Genomic DNA, 18026 nt, shown 5'->3' on the forward strand with positions numbered 1-18026 from the left:
TAAGCCGGATCAAGCGGCCACGCCGCTGGCCAGCGGGTTAGGCAGCGGCTCGGCGACCTTGTGCAGCAGGTTGCGGTCGACGTGGTGGAACGGCTCGTCCTGGCCGCGTATCATCATCACCGTATCTTCTTCGTAGCCCCAGGTGCCGTCGTCGTTGATGGTGACCTTGATGCGGTATTCCACGGTCTTGAAGCCGTACTCCAGGAACGGATTGGAACGGATGCCGTAGGTATCGGACTCCAGCCGCGCAACCAGTTCGAACTCTTTCGCGTCCGGCGCCACCACGGCCGACGCCATCGCGATCTGCCCGCGCGGGATGCCCAGCGTCTGGATCACGGTATTGGTCTTCGGCTCCCACAGCCAGTAGCCGACCTGCTCGTGATAGGTCTTCACGTTGTCAGGCTTGTTCACGATGATCAGGTAGCGCAGGCCGTAGAACAGCTGCGGGCCGTTGGTCACCGGATCGATGGGGTGCAGCTCGATGCGCTCGACGTAAGCCTGCTTGCGCGGGCCGTCCGCCTTGGGCTTGATGTCAAGACCGCGCTCGCCCTTCCAGATCCCCGCCATCGGTGCCAGCGGCCCGAGGTTGTCGAGGGTGTTGATGTCGATGGGGGATGGTTCGGTGAAAAGATCGCTGGAAAACTCGCTCATGCATAGTCCTGTAGTTGAAGTTGCAGGCGATATTGTAAAGCCAGCCGCGCCTACAGGGTAATCTCCATTCCGTCGTAGGCGGAGACGATCTCCAGCGGCGCCTCGCCGGTGATCTCGGCATAGTGCCGCGTCTCCGCCAGCACGCTGGAAATGCGTGCGTCGTCGTAGATCGGCTCATGATGGAACAGGCAAAGCGTGTGCACGCCGGCCAGCTGGCACAGCTCGACGCCGACCGCGCTGCTCGAATGGCCCCAGTCGGCCTTGACCGAGATGCAGTCGGCCAGCGAGTACATGGCGTCGAAGATCACCAGGTCCGCGTTGTGGAAGAACTCGACGAAGGCCAGGCGTTCGGCGGCGTTGTCCAGCTTGTGCTCGGAGTCGGTGCTGTAGACCATCGCCTTGCCACCCTGTTCCAGGCGATAGCCGTAGGAATCACCCGCATGCAGCTGCAGCTTGGCCGTCACCGTCACGTCGTTGATCTTCAGCGGCACGCCCGGTTCCATCTGCACGAATTCGATGTCGGCGGCCAGTTGGTGGAAGGCCACCGGGAAGCTGATCGGTTCCTGCTGCCGGCGGAACGCCGTCTCCAGCTCCGCATGGCAGCCGTAGATGACGATGCGGTTGCCCGGGATATAAGCCGGCGTAAAGAACGGGAAGCCCATGATGTGGTCCCAATGCAGGTGGGACATGAACACATGGTAGGTCTGCGGATTGGCCGCGCCGTAGCGCGCCAGCTTGGCGCCGGCCAGCGCGCGCACGCCGGAACCGAGGTCCAGGATGATATGTTCGGTGGTCGTGGCGGGATCCCACGCCTCGACCTCGACGCAGCTGGAATTGCCGCCGTAGGTGCCGCGCACGTCGAAGCTCAACTCATTGTCGACATAGGAAGCGACTTTGGCGGGCGTGTCGAGGCCTCGGCCGATCGCGCCCTCCAGCGCCGTCACCAGCTTGTCGCGGACCTGGCGGTGATTGAGCGCCACCGGCAGCGAGCCGCGCGCTCCCCAGATGCGCGCCTTCATACTATTTCCATATTCGTGACCTATGCGGATATCGATGCAACTTGCCGGCACAACTTGCCTAAAGTATAGCAAGCCTTGGCAACACATTTTGCATTATCACATCTTTTTTGTACTTTTGATAGCTTCGGAAAAACAACGCATCCGTGCTATTCTTGGCCTTCAATGCATTACGAAGGGTAAACGCGCATGCCGTCACTCAAACAATATTTCAAGCTCAAAGAGCACGGCAGCAACGTCCGTACCGAAGTTGTAGCGGGCATCACCACCTTCCTGACGATGGCCTACATCATCTTCGTCAACCCCGCCATCCTGGGCGACGCCGGCGTGCCCAAGGACGCCGTGTTCGTCGCCACCTGCCTGGCCGCCGCGCTGGGCACCATCATCATGGGCCTGTACGCCAACTACCCGATCGGCATGGCGCCGGGCATGGGGCTGAACGCCTATTTCGCCTATGCCGTGGTGCTGGGCATGGGCGTGCCCTGGCAATCCGCGCTGGGCGCGGTATTCATCTCTGGTTGCCTGTTTATCCTCGTCAGCCTGTTCAAGGTGCGCGAGCAGATCGTCAACGGCATCCCGCATTCGCTGCGGGTCGCCATCACGGTCGGCCTGGGCTTGTTCCTGGCGCTGATCGCCATGAAGAGCGCCGGCCTGGTGGTCGCCAATCCGGACACGCTGGTGCGCGTCGGCGACATGCACAATCCGCACACCGTCATGGCGGTCTTCGGCTTCCTGCTGATCGTCACGCTGGACCGCCTCAAGGTGCCGGGCGCGCTGCTGATCGGCATCGTCGCGGTCACGGCGCTGAGCTTCTTCTTCGGCGGGAATACCTTCCACGGCTTCATGTCGCTGCCGCCGTCGATCTCGCCGACGCTGTTCCACTTCGACTTGAACGGCGCGCTGTCGATGGGATTGTTCAACGTGGTGCTGGTGTTCTTCCTGGTTGAACTGTTCGACGCCACCGGCACGCTGATGGGCGTGGCCAGCCGCGCCGGCCTGCTGGTCAACGGCAAGATGGAGCGCTTGAACAAGGCGCTGCTGGCCGACAGCTGCGCCATCGTCGCCGGCTCGGTGCTCGGCACCTCCAGCACCACCGCCTATCTGGAAAGCGCGGCCGGCGTGCAGGCCGGCGGCCGCACCGGCCTGACCGCGCTGGTGGTGGCCGTACTGTTCCTGGCCGCCCTCTTCTTCGCGCCGATCGCCGGCGTGGTGCCGGCCTACGCGACCGCGCCGGCGCTGCTGTTCGTGGCCTGCCTGATGCTGCGCGACCTGGTCGACGTCGACTGGAGCGACACCACCGAGAGTGTGCCGGCCGCGATCACCGCGCTGGTGATCCCGTTCACCTACTCGATCGCCCACGGCATCGCCTTCGGCTTCATCACCTACGCCGGCCTGAAACTGCTGACCGGCCAGGCGCGCCAGGTCAAGCCGGTGGTCTGGATCATCGCCATCGTCTTCCTGATCAAATACGCCTACGTCAGCGGCTAAGCGCCGACTGCTGTTGCGATACCGGCTCCACCAGGGTCGGCATCTCGCGTATCGCCAATATCCCGACGACGTTGTGCAAGCGCATGCGGCACAGCGTCAGCGGATCTTCCTCTTCCGCCGCCAGCCGTATTTGCACGTCCAGCCCCTGTGGGCTGCTCGTGGTGCGCAGGCTGCGCAGTTCAATGCCCAGGCGCCGCACGATGGCCAGCACCGCTTCCAACGTGGCGATCGGTTCGTCGGGTTCTATGCAGAAGCGGTAGCTTTTTTGTGTGGTATTCATGCTACCAGAATATCCAGAAATCGGCAAAATAGGCTTCCTTAATTTGCTTCGATTTCCAGCATTCTAAGCAGATCATCCCTCATAATATAGAATATCTGGAATATTCATCTTTTGAGGATCCATTACGTGGAAATCGACGAACTCGACCGCCGCATCCTGCGTGAATTGCGCGCCGACGGCCGCCTGAGCAACACCAAGCTGGCCGAAAAAGTCGGCCTCTCGACCACGCCGTGCTGGAACCGCGTGCGCGCGCTGGAGGAAGGCGGCATGATCGAGGGCTACACCGCCCTGCTCAGCCAGCAGGCGCTGGGCTATCCGGACACCGTCATCATCGAGGTCACGCTGGACCGCCACGACGACGACATTTTCGAGAAATTCGGCCAGGCGCTGGCCGAGCTGCCGGAAGTGATGGAAGCCTACCTGCTGACCGGCGAATACGACTACCTGATCAAGGTGGCCGTGGCCGGCACGGCGGGCTACGAGGAATTCCTGCGCCGCAAACTATATAAGCTGCCCGGCCTGCGCCACAGCCGCTCCACCTTCGTGCTGCGCTGCCTGAAACGCACCTACTCGGTCGAGCCTTGACTATGTGCGCCTCCGTACAGATGGAACACCGGAAACAGCCCATGCTCGGCACCATCAACCAACGGAGACGAATAATGAACAATACACTCAAGATCGCCGTGGCCGCCGCCGCGCTGGGCCTGACCTCGCAAGCATTTGCCCAAATCACCTTCTACGAAGGCGACGGCTGGCGTGGCCGCGCCTTCACCGCCAAGCAGCAAGTGCGGGATTTTTCGCGCAACGGCTTTAACGACCGCGCCTCGTCGGTGGTGGTCGATCGCGGCCAGTGGGAAGTCTGCGAAGACGCCAACTTCCGCGGCCATTGCACCGTACTGCGCAAAGGCAGCTATGAAACACTGCAAGGCATGGGCCTGAACAACCGCATCTCGTCGGTGCGCCAGGTCAAGGCGCGCGACCGCTACGACAACGAAGCCCCGCCACCGCTGGCGCAGCCGACCTATGACTATCGCCGCCGCCCGAGCGAACGCATTGTCCAGGTGCCGGTCAGTTCGGTGCGCGCCGTGGTCGGCACGCCCGAGCAGCGCTGCTGGGTCGAACGCCAGCAAGTCAGCGAGCCGTCGCGCGGCACCAATGCCGGCGGGGTGATCGCCGGCGCACTGATCGGCGGCATCCTGGGGCACCAGGTCGGCGGCGGCTCGGGACGCGATATCGCCACGGCCGGCGGCGCCATCGCCGGTGCGGTGGTCGGTAACAACGTCGCCAACAATAATAGCTCCAACAACTACTCGCGCGACGTGCGCCGCTGCGAAAACGTCAGCAATCCCAAGCCCGAATACTGGGATGTGACCTATAACTACCGCGGCCTGGAACATCGGGTGCAGATGAACACGCCGCCCGGCTCGACCATCGCGGTCAGCAGCAAGACCGGCGAACCGCGCCTGTAATCTTGCGTATGGTTGCGGTGGTTTTCCGCTGCAACCGCCGCGCCCATGGCCTCAAGCCACTGAGATCGAATAGTCCGCCGACAAACAGCCCAAGCCCTCCAGCGTGCTGCGCACCGCCTCGTCCAGCGGCGTATGCGGTTCGCTGCCGAGCGCCGCCAGCAGCCGCGCATTCGACATGCGCACCGGCTGGCGCCACAGGTAGCGCATCTCGCGCAGTTCGCGGAACACCGGCACGAACGGCGACGCCAACGTCACCAGCCACCATGGGAACGCGCTGGGCTTCAGGCCAGGCTTGCCGGCGGCGCGCGCGATGGCGCCTGCCATGTGCGTGCCGTCCGCGTCCCAATGTCCCTCCATCTGATAGCAGGCGAACGCCGGCAGCACATCGCCGCGCTCGACTAGCCGCACCATCGTCTCGGCGACATCCGGCAGATATGCCCATTGATGGCCCACGCCGGGGGCGGACGGATTGCTGATCGCCGTCACGGGCCGTCCCGGCTTGACCAGCCCTTGCGAGAACCAGCTGTTGCCGGCTTTGGGGCCGAAGAAGTCCCCTGCCCGCACGACCAGCGAGCGCACGCCATCGCGCGCGGCATCCTTCAGGCGCGATTCCAGTTCGACGCGGATCGCACCTTTGCGCGTGGCCGGACGCTGTGGCGAGTCTTCGTGCAAGTTCGGCAAAACGTCCGGGCCGTAGTTGTACACGGTGCCTGGCAACAGGATACGGGCACCACTGGCGCGGGCCGCCGCCACCGTGTTGTCCAGCATCGGCAGCACCAGCGCGCCCCAGTTGCGGTAGCCCGGCGGATTGACCGCGTGGACGATCAGCTGCACGCCCTGCGCCGCGCTCACAACATCGTCGCGCTCCATCGCATCGCCGGACAGCCAGTGCAGGCCGTCGCCGCTCCGCGCCACTTTTTCCGGCGCCCGGTGCAAGGCCTTGACCTTCCAGCCGCGCGCCACCAGCAAACGCGCCACCTCGCCGCCGATGCCGCCGGTCGCTCCCAGTACCAATGCTTGTTTCATGATGTTCCCCTTCAGGTCAGTGTCGATGGAAGCAGTGTCGCGCAAGCCGACCTAAAAGAAAATTACCGAAATCAGCATAGTAGCTATACAATTTCGTATGATATTGACCGAACCAAACTGGGATTTGTACCGCTCCTTCCTCGCCGTGCTGCGCGAAGGCTCGCTGTCGGGCGCCGCACGGGCGCTGGGTTTGACGCAGCCGACGGTCGGCCGCCATATCGACGCGCTGGAGCAGGCGCTGGGCCTGTCGCTATTTACGCGCTCGCAGTCGGGCTTTATCGCCACCGACGCCGCTTGCGCACTGCAGGGCCACGCCGAGGCGTTGGCCTCCGCCTCGTCCGCGCTGCTGCGCGCCGCCTCCGGCATGGGCCGCGGCGAAGACGCGCAAATCCAGGGCACGGTGCGCGTCACCGCCAGTGAAGTCATCAGCGTCGAAGTGCTGCCCGCGATACTGGTCGGGCTGCGCGCCAGCCATCCCGGCATCACCATCGAGCTGGCAGTCTCCAACCGCATTGAGAATTTATTGAGGCGCGACGCCGATATCGCCGTGCGCATGCAGCGCCCGGAGCAGGACGTGCTGGTCGCGCGCCGCATCGGCAATATCGAATTAGGATTTCACGCGCGGCGCGACTACCTTGAGCGCCACGGAACGCCGCGCACGTGGGAAGACATGGCGCAGCACGCGCTGATTGGCATCGACCGCGAAACGGCTTTCACCCGCAAGCTGCAGCCGCTGCTGGGCGGCTTGGCCGCCAACACTTACGCGCTGCGCAGCGACAGCGACCTGGTACATCTGGCCTCGATACGCGCCGGCCTGGGCATCGGCATCTGCCAGGCAAGGCTGGCGCAACGGGATCCAGGGCTAGTGCGCGTGATCCCCGACCTGTTGACGATCCCGCTCGATACCTGGCTGGCCATGCACGAGAACCTGCGCAGCAATCCAGCCTGCGCCGCCGTGTACGCCGCGCTGGGCGACGCGCTGGCGAACTACGCAAACGGAAACTAACGAACGCTGGCGACGCGGCGCTGCTTGTGCATCTCATCCTGCATCTGCAGATTCATGCGCGCCGTTTGCAGTGTGCCCGCATCCACGCCGATGGCCTTGCGCTGCAATGGGCGCGGCAGATCGGCCCAGCGGCTGCGTGGCGCCTGCGCTGCGGGCCTCGGCCCGGCAGGAACCCGCTCCACGCCGCTATTGATGATCACGCCAGCGGCCGCGGTATCGCTCACCGTTGGATCGACCAGGCGGCTGTCCTGCGGGCAGGCGACATCGGTGTACAGCACCTCGCCGTTCTGGTCCACGCACTTGTTCACTACCGCACCCGCCACGGTGCTCATGGCGGCCAGCCCGGCGCACAGCAGCAACTGCGCGAATTTTAGTGAGGAGTTCATGATTGGTGTCCCTTTGATAAGTGCAGCCATCATCGCTCCAGATCCGCGCGCCTTCTGTGCGTCGTCACACGCAGCCGCGAAACCGGCCGTGCGACGTCATAAGGCTGTGTCGGGTACAATACCGCCTTGTCCCGTATCACGATACCGTGATGCCGTTGCGCGGCATCGCTATCTATGCCTATGAAATTTCTCCTGATCGCCCCAGCGCTCGCGCTGTCCGTGGCCCACGGCTACGCCTGCGCCGATAGTCTCACCGAAACGCACTACGGTTGGAACAACTCCGCCGAACTGGGCGCCATCGCCACCTCCGGCAACACCGTCGGTACCTCGGTAACCGGCAAGATCGACGCCAAGCAGGAACTGCCCGACTGGAGCAACGAATACGTCCTGGCCGGCTACTTCAAGGACGAAGAAGTCACCAACGACGACGGCGAAAAAGTACGCGAACGTTCCGCGCAGCGCTATTCGCTGTCCGCCAAGGCCGCGTACAAACTGCTGCAGGACCAGGACAAGCTGTTCGCGCTGGCCACGCACGTCGACGACAGATTCGGCGCCTACACCCGCTACTCCACCATCGGCGTCGGTTACGGTACCCAGACCTATAAATCGGACACCCACACGCTGGACGTCGAAATCGGTCCCGGCTACTTCCGTGGCGCGCGTTCGACCGGCGAAACGGAGAACGGTGTGACCGTACGCGGCGCGGCCAACCTGAAATGGAAACTGAGCGACAACGCCCAGTTCAGCCAGAACCTCACCGTGGAACGCGGCACCTCGAACATCCACTCGCAGGCCGAAACCGCATTGCGCACCAAGATCAACAGTACCATGCAGATGAAGGCCGCCTTCAACGTCCGCAACGACACCAGCGTACCGGCGGACAAAAAGAACACCGACACACAGACCTCGGTCACGCTGGTCTATTCCTTCTGACAGATTTCATTACTTTTCTTCCCTACGCATCCATGAACACTCCACGCATCCTCGGCACGCCCCTGTCCCCAACCGCCACCAAAGTCATGCTGCTCGGCTCCGGCGAACTAGGCAAGGAAGTCATCATCGCGCTGCAGCGCCTGGGCGTGGAAGTGATCGCCGTCGACCGTTATCCAAACGCGCCGGGCCATCAGGTCGCGCACCGCGCCCACGTCATCAACATGACCGACGGCGCCGCGCTGGCCGCTTTGATCGAGCAAGAGAAGCCTGACCTGATCGTGCCGGAGATCGAAGCCATCGCCACCGACACGCTGGCGGAACTGGAAAAGGCCGGCAAGATCACCTGCATCCCGACCGCGCGCGCCGCGCAGCTGACCATGAACCGCGAAGGCATCCGCTGCCTGGCCGCCGAGACGCTGGGCCTGGCGACCTCGCCATACCGCTTCGCCAGCAGCCTGGCCGAGCTGGAAGCGGCCACCGCCGCCATCGGCTTCCCTTGTGTGATCAAGCCCGTCATGTCCTCGTCGGGCAAGGGTCAATCGAAAATCGACAGCGCCGCCGAAGTCAAGGCCGCATGGGACTATGCCGCCGCCGGCAGCCGCGTCGATTCGGGCCGCGTGATCGTTGAAGGCTTCATCGACTTCGACTACGAAATCACGCTGCTGACCGTGCGCTCCATCGGCGCCGATGGCCAGGTCGTGACGCAGTTCTGCGATCCTATCGGCCACGTGCAGGTGCAAGGTGACTACGTGGAATCGTGGCAGCCATGCCGCATGAATCCCCTGGCGCTGGAACGCGCGCGCGACATCGCCGGCAAAGTCACCGGCGACCTGGGCGGCCTGGGCCTGTTCGGTGTGGAGCTGTTCGTCAAGGACGATATGGTCTGGTTCTCGGAAGTGAGCCCGCGTCCGCACGATACCGGCATGGTGACGATGGCGACCCAGGTGCAGAGCGAATTCGAACTGCACGCCAAGGCCATCCTCGGACTGCCGGTCAATGTCGCGCTGAAGGCGCCTGGCGCATCGGCCGTGATCTACGGCCAGCACGAAGCGGCGGGCATCGCCTTTGAAGGCGTGGCCGAAGCGCTGCGCGTGCCGGGCAGCGACATCCGTTTGTTCGGCAAGCCGGAATCGTTCGCGCGCCGCCGCATGGGCGTGGCGCTGGTCACCGCCGACGATGTCGACACCGCGCGCGCACTCGCCAAGGAAGCGGCGGCCAAGGTCAAGCCGGTCGTCGTCAAGTAAAGCGCCCCGGGCGGCCCGCCGTCGCGCGGGCAGCTACATCTGCCGGAATAAGTCCACGTAATTGCGGCTGACCACAAGTTCCTCCGGTCGGCCTTTGAGCTGCACCATCATCCGGCCGCGAAAGTCCTGCCGCGTGCCCGCCACATGGCGCGCGGCGACGATCACGCTGCGGTGTATCTGCCAGAACTGCCTCTCGTCGAGCTGCTCGCGCAGCTTGCTCAAGGGCGTGCGAATCAAACTCTCCCCATCCGCCAGGAACACGCTGGTGTACTTGTCGTTGCTCTGGAAGTAGATCACCTCGTCGATCGAGATCAAGCGAACCTGCTCGCCCTGCGCCGCGCGTATCCATTGCAGCGGCGCGGCGGCCGGCGCAGGCGCCGATACGGCAAGCTGCGCCAGCAAAGCCTGCAATGAGGCCACTGGTGCAGCAACCGCCTTCGCCTTCAGCTTGGCGACGGTTTTTTCCAGCCGCTCCAGGCTCGCGGGCTTGAGCAGATAGTCCACCGCCGATTGCTCGAACGCCTCCACCGCGTACTGGTCATAGGCCGTCACAAACACGATGTGCGGCGGCTTCGGGCCAGCCGTCAGCCGTGCCGCCACATCCAGCCCGCTCAGGCCAGGCATGCGGATATCGAGAAAGGCCACATCCGGCGCCTGCTCGTCGATCAGGCGCAGCGCATCGAGACCATTGGCGGCATGGGCGATGACGCGTAGTTCGGGCCAGACGGTTTTCAGCTGGCTTTCCAGGTAATCGCGCAGATGGGCTTCGTCGTCTGCGATCAGGGCGCGGATGGTGTTGATGTCGGACTCGCGTTCAAAGGCAGCATCAGGCGCACCGTCATGCCGCAGGGTTGATTTTCCAATAATTCTACCCGAGCGTCGCCGCCGTACAAAGTGCGAAGGCGCTCGCGCAGGTTACTCAGGCCGACGCCGCCGCCCGGCTTGGGCTTCGCCGCCTCGTCCAAGCCGGCGCCGGTATCGCTGATCTGCACGCACACATGGGCGCCTTCGACGCGCGCGCTGACGACGATCTCGCCGCCCTCCACCTTCGGTTCCAATCCATGCGAGATCGCGTTCTCCACTACCGGTTGCAGCAGCATGGGCGCGATGACGAACTGACTGAGCGCGTCCGGCACGTCGATGCGATAGCGCAGGCGCTCGCCCATGCGCACAGCCAGCACGTCCAGGTAGGCCGCGATCAGCTTCGCTTCGGAAGCCAGCGTAGCCTGCTCGCTGCGGCTGGCGGCCAGGCTGGCGCGCAGATAGTCGATGAAGCGTTCCAGCATATGCTGGGCCTGCGCCGGCCGCGGACCGATCAGGCTCACCACATTGGCCAGCGTGTTGTACAGGAAGTGCGGCTCGATCTGCGCCTGCAGCGCCTTCAGGCGCGCCTCGGCCAGCATGCGCGCGCTGGAGGCGATGAACTCCTTCTGCCGCGCCTCCTCGACGCGACGGTCGGCGGCGCGGCGCGCCATGTACAGGATCAGCGCGACGCCCACCGAGATCACCAGCAGCTCCGCCAGCACGCTGGCATTGGTCAGCAGCTTGAATGGATTGGCGCCGCGCCAGATCCAGTTGCCGAAGCCGACGCCGAACAACACACTGAAGGCCATCAGCGCCATGCTGAACATCAGGCGCGGCAACCCCTTGGCGCGGCGCGGCCAGCCATCCAGCAGACGGTTGGACCAGACCGAACCCGCATGGATCATCAGGCCGATCAGGTTGGACATCAACAGCATCGGCAGCAAATGGTCGAGCAGCGGTTCGCCATCGCGCACTGCGAGCATTTCACCGGCTGTCATCAGGATGCCCATGCCGGTGCTCCAGATCGCCGTGTACAGCAGGTTGCGGCGCATCGACGCGGGCCAGCGCCGGAAAAACGGGATCAGCTCCAGCGGGTGTGCCAGTGCGGGGGTTCGACATTCTTGATTCATTTGCGCGCCTATATTATTCATGCCGCCAGAAAGTTATCATGGTGGGCTCACTCTAGCCAGGACCGCCCCACGCGCGTGCGGCATGCGACGGAATGCCGCTAGCGGGCGCGAAGTGCATCCCGATGGCGCGAAATGATGTCCAGCATCTGCTCGATATCCACCGGTTTGGGGATGAAGTCGTTCATGCCTGCGGCGATGCAGTGCTCCTGCTCCGACTGCATCACGCCCGCCGACATCGCCAATATTGGCAATGTGAGCCGGAGCTCCTCGCGGATGTGGCGGGTCGCCTCGAAGCCGTCCATGACCGGCATCTGCACGTCCATCAGGACGATATCGTAGTCGGCGGCGTGTTCGCGCAGGCGCTCGACCGCCAACTGGCCGTTCTCCGCCACGTCCACCATGGCGCCCGCGTGCTCCAGCATGCCGCGCGCGACAATCTGGTTCAGCGGATGGTCTTCCACCAGCAGCAGGCGCAGTCCGTGCAGCTGCGTCGCCTGCGGATCAGCCGCGACGGAATCCCGCCCTGGTTTCAGCTCGGGCTGGGCCGCCGACGGGATCCGTTCCGCCACGTCCGGCCACGCGGGCGCAGGCAGGGACTGGGCCTCCTCCTCGTCGCCGGGCGCAAACGGCAGCGTGACGACGAATTCGCTGCCGGCGCCGGGCATGCTTTGCACCGATATGCCGCCACCCATCAGCTCCGCCAGCCGGCGGCAGATCGCCAGTCCCAGTCCGGTGCCGCCGAAGCGCCGCGTGGTCGAGGCGTCGGCCTGGTTAAACGCGGAAAACAAACGGCTCTGCTGTTCCATGTCCATGCCGATGCCGGTATCGCGCACCGCGAAGCGCAGGCCGATGCGCTCCCCGGTCGAAGACGATGGCGGCGGCGATGCCACGCCCACCCGCAGCGACACCTCGCCCTCTTCGGTGAACTTGATGGCATTGCCGACCAGGTTGACCAGGATCTGCTGCAGGCGCATGGCGTCGCCCACCAGCGCCTGCGGCACGTCGGCGTCGGCGCCAATGGACAGGCCGATGTGGCGTGCCTCCGCATTCATCGTCATCACGCTAGAGACGGCGTCCAGCACATCGCCCAGGCGGAAGGCCTGCGGCGCCAGCTCCATGCGCCCCGCCTCGATCTTGGAAAAGTCCAGCACATCATTCAGGATGCGCAGCAGGACATTGCCCGAGGACCGTATCATGTCCACGTACTCCTTCTGCGTTTCGTTCAGCGGCGTGTTCGCCAGCAGGTAGGCCACGCCCAGCACGGCGTTCATCGGCGTGCGGATCTCGTGGCTCATATTGGCCACGAACTCGCTCTTGGCGCGGCTGGCCGCGTCGGCGCGCTGCTCGCTGTTCTTGCGGTCGGTGATATTCATCGCCATCAAGTAGGTGCCAAGCACCTGGCCATCGGCGCCGATGTCAGGCACCAGGTCGACCAGGAAGTGCTGGATGTCGCCGTCGTCCGACTGGAACTCGCGCTCGTAGTGCAGCCGGCGCCCGGCCAGCGCCGCGCGCAGATCCGGCAGCCATGAATCGGCGGCGGGTCCGAAGATCTCGCTGACGGTCTTGCCCAGCATGGCCTGCGGCTCCAGGCCCCATTGGGTGCGGTAGTGCGCGTTGGTGAACAGGTAGCGCAGGTCCGGGTCCAGGTAGGCGATCAGCAGCGGCAGCGTGTCGGCCAGGATGCGGGCGCGCCGTTCGCTTTCGCGGGTGCGCTGCTGCGCCGCTTCACGCTCCGCCATCAGGCGGTAGAAGGCGCCGCTCAATTCGCCGATTTCATCCTTGCGTTCCAATTGCAGCACCTGGATGCCTGCGCGGCTGTCCATGATATCGGCGATGTTGCGCCGCAGCCGCTGCAAGGGATGCAGCAGGCGTGCGATGCCGACCCACGACAGCAGTCCCGCCAGCCCGGCAAACACCGCCGCCGCCACCGCAGCCTCGTAACGCATCTGCCGCAACGGCGCCAGCGCCTCGTCGCTCGGGAAGCGCGCGGCGATGATCCAGCCGGCCTGCTTCAGGCGCCGGTAGGAATAAATCCCCTTGGCCCCGTCCTTGTTCTCCGCCTCGGTCCAGCCCTCGAAGCCGCCGAGCGCCATCTGCGTGGCGCGGTTGTAGCCGGGACGCTCGTTGATATGGCGCAGGATGCGCTGCTTGTCCGGGTGGTTGAGCAGGATGCCGCCATTGGTCATGATGAAGGAGAAGCCGCTGCCGCCCGGCTTGAACGCGCTGAGCGATTCGAACGGTCCGTAACGCCGCAGGTTGATGCCGCCGGCGAGCACCAGCACCACGCGGCCCTGGCTGTCGAGCACCGGCGCGGTGATCAGCACCGTGGGCACGGCGGCGATCTTGCTGAAGAACGGCGCCGAGATCAGGCCGCGCCGCATGGCCACGGTCTGCGCGAACCATGCCTGTCCCGCCTCGCTGTAGCCCGGCGCCGGCATGGCTTCGCCGATGGCGCCCGTCAGCGTGCCTTGGGCATCATAGATTTCGACGAACGAGAATTCACCGCGCGCGGTCGGCCGCGCTTCCAGGTAGGCGCGCAAGGCCTGCGGATCGCGCAGCGTGGACGCCGGCAGCGACTCGGCCAGCGCCGCCAGCACGGCTTTTTTGCCGGCCAGGTGCTCATCCATGTGGGCCGCCGCGCCGGACAGCAAGGCGTATTGCTGGGCGCCGATGACCTCCTTCATGTCGCGCTCCGCCAACACCAGCGCCACCACGGTCACGGTCACGGTGGCGGCCAGCACCAGCACCACCACCAGGCTGCTAAGCCTGAATCGCAAGGTGGAGGGCAAGGACAATGGTGTCGCCATGGGTCGCACGGGCTCGCTATTAAGGTGATATCAAAATATTACCTGCTACACGTCCGAAATGCCAAACCCATTATCACAATATTTACGTTATAGTGATTTCCTCGTTGACAACCCAAAGAAACCGCCATGCGCGCGCTGATGCTGCTGACGCTGTGCTACGCTTTGATTGCCCGTGCCAGCCTGCTGCTGGCCTTCGCGCACACCAACGCCACCCCGGTATGGCCGCCCTCCGGCATCGCCTTCGCCGCCGTCCTGCTGATGGGCTATCGGGCCTGGCCGGCTATCTTCGTAGGAGCCCTGGCCGCCAATCTCGCCACTTTCCTCGGCAACGGCCTGCCGTTCGGCGCCGGCGTGGGACTAGCGTCGTCGCTGATCGCCGCCGGTAACACGCTCGAAGCGCTGAGCGGCGTGTGGCTGATCCGCCGCTACATCGACGTCAAGCAGCCGATGGGCCAACTGCAGAACGTCTACAAATTCGCGCTGGTGGCGATGGCCATGTGCCTGGTCAGCGCCGGCATCGGCAGCACCACGCTGATACTCAGCGGCCTGGTCCCCGCCACCGCCTACGGCACCGTCGCGCTGACCTGGTGGGTCGGCGACATCGCCGGCGTGCTGCTGGTGGCGCCGGCCATCATCGTCTGGTGCGTGCGGCGGCGCCCCAAATGGCAGTGGCGCGGCGCGCTCGAAATCGCCGTCTCGCTGGCGGCGCTGGTGGTGCTGATCGTCGCCGTGTTCGGCCGCCGTTACGCCTACGACGACGGCCTGGGATGGCTGCCCTACCTGTTCGTGCTATGCGTGGCCTGGGCCTCGCACCGCTACGGCCTGCGCGGCGCCAGCCTGGTGTGCATCATGGCGGCTGGCGGCGCGGTGATCGGCACCATCAACGGCCACGGCCCGTTCGCGGTCGGCACGCTGAACGACGCGCTGATCGCGCTGGAAAGCTTCGTCGTGCTGTGCAGCTTGATCGGCATGGTGCTGTGCGCCGACGTCAGCGAGCGCAAACGCGTGGGCGACAAGTCGGTCCGCCACAGCGCCGCGCAATGGGGCACGCTGCTGGTCGGCGTCGGCTTGACGGTGGTGGTCTGGCACTTGCTGGCGGTGGGCGCCGAGCGCCGCGCGCAGGAGCAGTTCGACGCCGAATGCGATGACATCGCCAAGCGCATCGCCCGCCGCTTGGCGCTGTACGAATCCGGCCTGCGCGGCGCCCAGGCGCTGTTCAAGGCGCACCAGGAACCGAGCCGCGAGCAGTGGCGCGATTTCAGCGAGGGCATGGACCTGGTCAACAACTTCCCCGGCGTGATGGGACTGGGCTACGGCGCCTTCATCCGCGCCGACCAGCGCGCGGAGACCGAGACGCGCATCCGCGCCCAGGGATATCCGGAGTTCCGCATCTGGTCCGCCGGCGCGGCGCTGGGACCGGGCATGTCGACCGTAGTGATGTACCTGGAACCGTTCGCCGGCCGCAACCTGCGCGCCTTCGGCTATGACATGATGTCCGAACCGATCCGCCGCAACGCGCTGCTGAAGGCGGCTTATTCCGGCGCGCCGTCGCTGTCGGACAAGGTGGTGCTGGTACAGGATGCCCAGGGCGGCGGCCAGCCCGGCTTCCTGATGTACTTCCCGGTTTACCGCAAGGAGGCGCGGCTGGCGCCGACGGCCGGCCCCGCACAGCGCATGGCGGCGCTGCAGGGCTTTGCCTACAGCCCGATCCGCGCCGACGAATTGATGCGCGACCTGCTCGGCCCCGCCGACCGCACGGTGCGGCTGGAGATCTACGACGGCGAGCAGTCCATGCCCGCCGCGCTGCTGTACGCCAGCGACCACGCCGCGGCCGACACGCAGCAGTACCCCAATCCCTACCGCCACATCATGCCGCTGGTCTTGCTGCACCATCGGTGGACGCTGAGCTTCACCTCGCAGCCCGCCTTCGAGAAAGCCATCGACCGCCAGAAGCCGCAGATCGTGCTGCTGGCCGGCGTGATTATCAGCCTGCTGTTCTTCGGCGTGGTACGCGCGCTGACGGCGCGCCAGTCCTATGCCACGGCGCTGGCAAGGCAGATGACGGGCGCGCTGCGCGAATCGGAAAGCTCGCTAATCGCCGCGCGCGACCAGGCGGAAGCCGCCAGCCGCGCCAAGAGCGAATTCGTGGCCAATATGAGCCACGAGATCCGCACGCCGCTTAACGCGGTGCTGGGCATGACGCACTTGCTGAACAATACCGCGCTGTCGACGGAGCAGCACAAATACCTGGAGATGATACGGTCGTCCGGCAACTCGCTGCTCAGCATTCTCAATGACGTGCTGGATTTCTCCAAGATCGAGGCCGGACGCATGGAGCTGGCGCCGGCGCCGTTCCAGCTCAGCGCCGTGCTGGAGGCGGTCGCCACCATCATGACCGTCAACTCCGGCGAGAAGGATCTCGAACTGGCCATCGGCGTCGAGCCGGACGTGCCGCAGGCACTGAACGGCGACGCCCATCGCCTGCAGCAGGTGCTGATCAACCTGGTCGGCAACGCCATCAAGTTCACGGAAAAAGGCGCGGTGTCGATGCTGGTGGAACTGGCGGCCGAACCGGCGACGCTGCGCTTTACAGTGCGCGACAGCGGCATCGGCATTGCAGCCGGGGAGCTGGCGCAGTTGTTCGCGCCCTTCTCCCAGGCCGATGCTTCGATGACCCGCCGCTTCGGCGGCACCGGCCTGGGGCTGACGATCTCGCGCCGCATCGCCGCGCTGATGGGCGGCGACATCGATGTGCGCAGCGCGCCGGGCCAAGGCAGCGAGTTCACGCTCACCGTGCCGCTGCAGCGGGCCATCGAGGCGGTCGGCGGCCGTGGCGCAGCGACGTCCATGCATCTGCTGGTGGTGGACGACCATCGCATATCCGCAGACTATCTATGCCGGACCATCCGCGCGCGCGGGTGGAGCAGCGACTGCGCCGGCTCCGGCGAGCAGGCCCTCGCCCTGCTGCGCGCGAAAGGCGCGCGCTACGATGCCGTGCTGGTCGACTGGAACATGCCAGGCATGAACGGCCTCGCCACCATGCAGGCGATCCGCGCCGATGCCGCCCTAGCCGGGGCACGGGTGATCCTGATGGTCAGCGCATTCGGCCAGGGCAAGCTGCTGCATACCGATGGTGCGCATGCGGCCGACGCGGTGCTGCTCAAGCCTGTCACCGCCGCCCGCCTTGAGGACACGCTGCAGCAGGCATTGGCGAGCGCGCGCGATGCCGCAGGAACGCCCGCCGGCGTGGCAATCCTCGACGCCGACAGCGGCCAGCGCATCGACGGCGTGCGCATCCTGCTGGTCGAAGACAATCCAGTCAACCAGCTGGTCGCCACCAGCATGCTGACCTACGCCGGCGCCAGCGTCGAAGCGGCGGACAACGGCCTCGCCGCGCTGGAACGGCTGCGCACCGACGCCCACCGCTACGACGTCGTGCTGATGGACGTACAGATGCCGGAAATGGACGGTTTCGAGGCCACCACCAAAATCCGCAACGAGCTGGGATTGACGCTGCCGGTATTGGCCATGACGGCCGGCGTCATGGAGTCCGAACGTGAACAATGCATCGTCTCCGGCATGAACGACTTCATCGCCAAGCCGATCGACGTCGAGCAGATGCTTCGCGTCATCGCCCGCAATCTCCCCGCCGCCCAGCGCGCCGCCGCCTGGCGCTAGGGAATACCTCCAAGGAGGAATGCGAGCGCCTTCCCGGCGCTCTATGATGAATGGCGGTTGAGTTATTTCGACATTTAAGGTATATTTTAAATACATCTTTAAATCAAA

At 65.1% G+C, this 18026-nt stretch carries 15 protein-coding genes; 7 read left to right on the top strand and 8 right to left on the bottom strand.

All coding sequences use genetic code 11. The features are described from left to right. Window positions 1–9 precede the first annotated feature (9 nt). Together ACEN9F_RS03250 and ACEN9F_RS03255 are read right to left on the bottom strand one after the other, a co-directional pair. On the bottom strand, window positions 10–651 hold the full coding sequence (locus ACEN9F_RS03250) for an FABP family protein (RefSeq protein WP_413417774.1): 642 nt from the start codon (window positions 649–651) through the stop codon (window positions 10–12). A gap of 50 nt (window positions 652–701) precedes the next feature. Further along, window positions 702–1670 (bottom strand): MBL fold metallo-hydrolase, encoded by a 969-nt coding sequence (locus ACEN9F_RS03255; protein ID WP_413417776.1) that lies wholly within the window; start codon window positions 1668–1670, stop codon window positions 702–704. 186 nt (window positions 1671–1856) lie between these two features. Between ACEN9F_RS03255 and ACEN9F_RS03260 the strand changes: the two genes are divergently transcribed. Beyond that, window positions 1857–3155, top strand: a complete 1299-nt coding sequence (locus ACEN9F_RS03260) for an NCS2 family permease (protein WP_413417778.1) — start codon at window positions 1857–1859, stop codon at window positions 3153–3155. Here ACEN9F_RS03260 and ACEN9F_RS03265 read toward each other — a convergent pair. Continuing rightward, the gene (locus tag ACEN9F_RS03265) at window positions 3145–3435 is read right to left on the bottom strand and encodes a hypothetical protein (RefSeq protein ID WP_413417780.1); all 291 of its coding nucleotides are present in this window, start codon (window positions 3433–3435) and stop codon (window positions 3145–3147) included. The genes ACEN9F_RS03260 and ACEN9F_RS03265 overlap by 11 nt on opposite strands. 126 nt (window positions 3436–3561) lie before the next feature. On the opposite strand from ACEN9F_RS03265, the gene ACEN9F_RS03270 reads away from it, so the two are divergent. Next, entirely contained in the window at window positions 3562–4020 is a 459-nt protein-coding gene (locus ACEN9F_RS03270; RefSeq protein ID WP_413417782.1) for an Lrp/AsnC family transcriptional regulator, read from the top strand. 74 nt (window positions 4021–4094) lie between these two features. Continuing rightward, window positions 4095–4904, top strand: coding sequence for a beta/gamma crystallin-related protein (locus ACEN9F_RS03275; RefSeq protein ID WP_413417784.1), 810 nt, complete (start codon window positions 4095–4097; stop codon window positions 4902–4904). Between the two features lie 51 nt (window positions 4905–4955). On the opposite strand, the gene ACEN9F_RS03280 is transcribed toward ACEN9F_RS03275, so the two are convergent. Continuing rightward, on the bottom strand, window positions 4956–5930 hold the full coding sequence (locus tag ACEN9F_RS03280) for an NAD(P)H-binding protein (RefSeq protein WP_413417786.1): 975 nt from the start codon (window positions 5928–5930) through the stop codon (window positions 4956–4958). Between the two features lie 97 nt (window positions 5931–6027). On the opposite strand from ACEN9F_RS03280, the gene ACEN9F_RS03285 reads away from it, so the two are divergent. Continuing rightward, complete coding sequence (locus ACEN9F_RS03285; RefSeq protein WP_413417788.1) at window positions 6028–6936, top strand: LysR family transcriptional regulator; 909 nt, start codon at window positions 6028–6030, stop codon at window positions 6934–6936. Here ACEN9F_RS03285 and ACEN9F_RS03290 read toward each other — a convergent pair. Then, entirely contained in the window at window positions 6933–7322 is a 390-nt protein-coding gene (locus ACEN9F_RS03290) for a DUF4124 domain-containing protein (RefSeq protein ID WP_413417790.1), read from the bottom strand. The genes ACEN9F_RS03285 and ACEN9F_RS03290 overlap by 4 nt on opposite strands. Before the next feature lie 174 nt (window positions 7323–7496). On the opposite strand from ACEN9F_RS03290, the gene ACEN9F_RS03295 reads away from it, so the two are divergent. Both ACEN9F_RS03295 and purT read left to right on the top strand, forming a co-directional pair. Beyond that, the gene (locus ACEN9F_RS03295) at window positions 7497–8255 is read left to right on the top strand and encodes a YdiY family protein (protein WP_413417792.1); all 759 of its coding nucleotides are present in this window, start codon (window positions 7497–7499) and stop codon (window positions 8253–8255) included. A 32-nt stretch (window positions 8256–8287) separates the two neighbouring features. Continuing rightward, the gene (gene purT / locus ACEN9F_RS03300) at window positions 8288–9499 is read left to right on the top strand and encodes a formate-dependent phosphoribosylglycinamide formyltransferase (protein WP_413417794.1); all 1212 of its coding nucleotides are present in this window, start codon (window positions 8288–8290) and stop codon (window positions 9497–9499) included. Between the two features lie 33 nt (window positions 9500–9532). Here purT and ACEN9F_RS03305 read toward each other — a convergent pair whose 3' ends face one another. From ACEN9F_RS03305 to ACEN9F_RS03315, 3 genes are all read right to left on the bottom strand, one after another. Next, window positions 9533–10258, bottom strand: a complete 726-nt coding sequence (locus tag ACEN9F_RS03305) for a LytR/AlgR family response regulator transcription factor (protein ID WP_413426954.1) — start codon at window positions 10256–10258, stop codon at window positions 9533–9535. A gap of 20 nt (window positions 10259–10278) precedes the next feature. After that, window positions 10279–11433, bottom strand: a complete 1155-nt coding sequence (locus ACEN9F_RS03310; RefSeq protein WP_413417796.1) for a sensor histidine kinase — start codon at window positions 11431–11433, stop codon at window positions 10279–10281. A gap of 98 nt (window positions 11434–11531) precedes the next feature. Continuing rightward, on the bottom strand, window positions 11532–14240 hold the full coding sequence (locus ACEN9F_RS03315; RefSeq protein WP_413417798.1) for an ATP-binding protein: 2709 nt from the start codon (window positions 14238–14240) through the stop codon (window positions 11532–11534). Window positions 14241–14366: 126 nt separating this feature from the next. On the opposite strand from ACEN9F_RS03315, the gene ACEN9F_RS03320 reads away from it, so the two are divergent. After that, window positions 14367–17918, top strand: a complete 3552-nt coding sequence (locus ACEN9F_RS03320) for a CHASE domain-containing protein (RefSeq protein ID WP_413417800.1) — start codon at window positions 14367–14369, stop codon at window positions 17916–17918. Window positions 17919–18026: the final 108 nt, after the last annotated feature.

This window comes from Duganella sp. CT11-25 (assembly GCF_047302815.1).
Classification (GTDB): domain Bacteria; phylum Pseudomonadota; class Gammaproteobacteria; order Burkholderiales; family Burkholderiaceae_D; genus Rugamonas.

Bases quoted from the DNA above. Each gene is read 5' to 3' on its own strand.
- ACEN9F_RS03285 (WP_413417788.1), top strand. From the start codon at position 6,028: ATGATATTGACCGAACCAAACTGGGATTTGTACCGCTCCTTCCTCGCC.
- ACEN9F_RS03315 (WP_413417798.1), bottom strand. From the start codon at position 14,240: ATGGCGACACCATTGTCCTTGCCCTCCACCTTGCGATTCAGGCTTAGC.
- ACEN9F_RS03310 (WP_413417796.1), bottom strand. From the start codon at position 11,433: ATGAATCAAGAATGTCGAACCCCCGCACTGGCACACCCGCTGGAGCTG.
- ACEN9F_RS03265 (WP_413417780.1), bottom strand. From the start codon at position 3,435: ATGAATACCACACAAAAAAGCTACCGCTTCTGCATAGAACCCGACGAA.
- ACEN9F_RS03280 (WP_413417786.1), bottom strand. From the start codon at position 5,930: ATGAAACAAGCATTGGTACTGGGAGCGACCGGCGGCATCGGCGGCGAG.
- ACEN9F_RS03255 (WP_413417776.1), bottom strand. From the start codon at position 1,670: ATGAAGGCGCGCATCTGGGGAGCGCGCGGCTCGCTGCCGGTGGCGCTC.
- ACEN9F_RS03260 (WP_413417778.1), top strand. From the start codon at position 1,857: ATGCCGTCACTCAAACAATATTTCAAGCTCAAAGAGCACGGCAGCAAC.
- ACEN9F_RS03320 (WP_413417800.1), top strand. From the start codon at position 14,367: ATGCGCGCGCTGATGCTGCTGACGCTGTGCTACGCTTTGATTGCCCGT.
- ACEN9F_RS03250 (WP_413417774.1), bottom strand. From the start codon at position 651: ATGAGCGAGTTTTCCAGCGATCTTTTCACCGAACCATCCCCCATCGAC.
- purT (WP_413417794.1), top strand. From the start codon at position 8,288: ATGAACACTCCACGCATCCTCGGCACGCCCCTGTCCCCAACCGCCACC.
- ACEN9F_RS03275 (WP_413417784.1), top strand. From the start codon at position 4,095: ATGAACAATACACTCAAGATCGCCGTGGCCGCCGCCGCGCTGGGCCTG.
- ACEN9F_RS03295 (WP_413417792.1), top strand. From the start codon at position 7,497: ATGCCTATGAAATTTCTCCTGATCGCCCCAGCGCTCGCGCTGTCCGTG.
- ACEN9F_RS03290 (WP_413417790.1), bottom strand. From the start codon at position 7,322: ATGAACTCCTCACTAAAATTCGCGCAGTTGCTGCTGTGCGCCGGGCTG.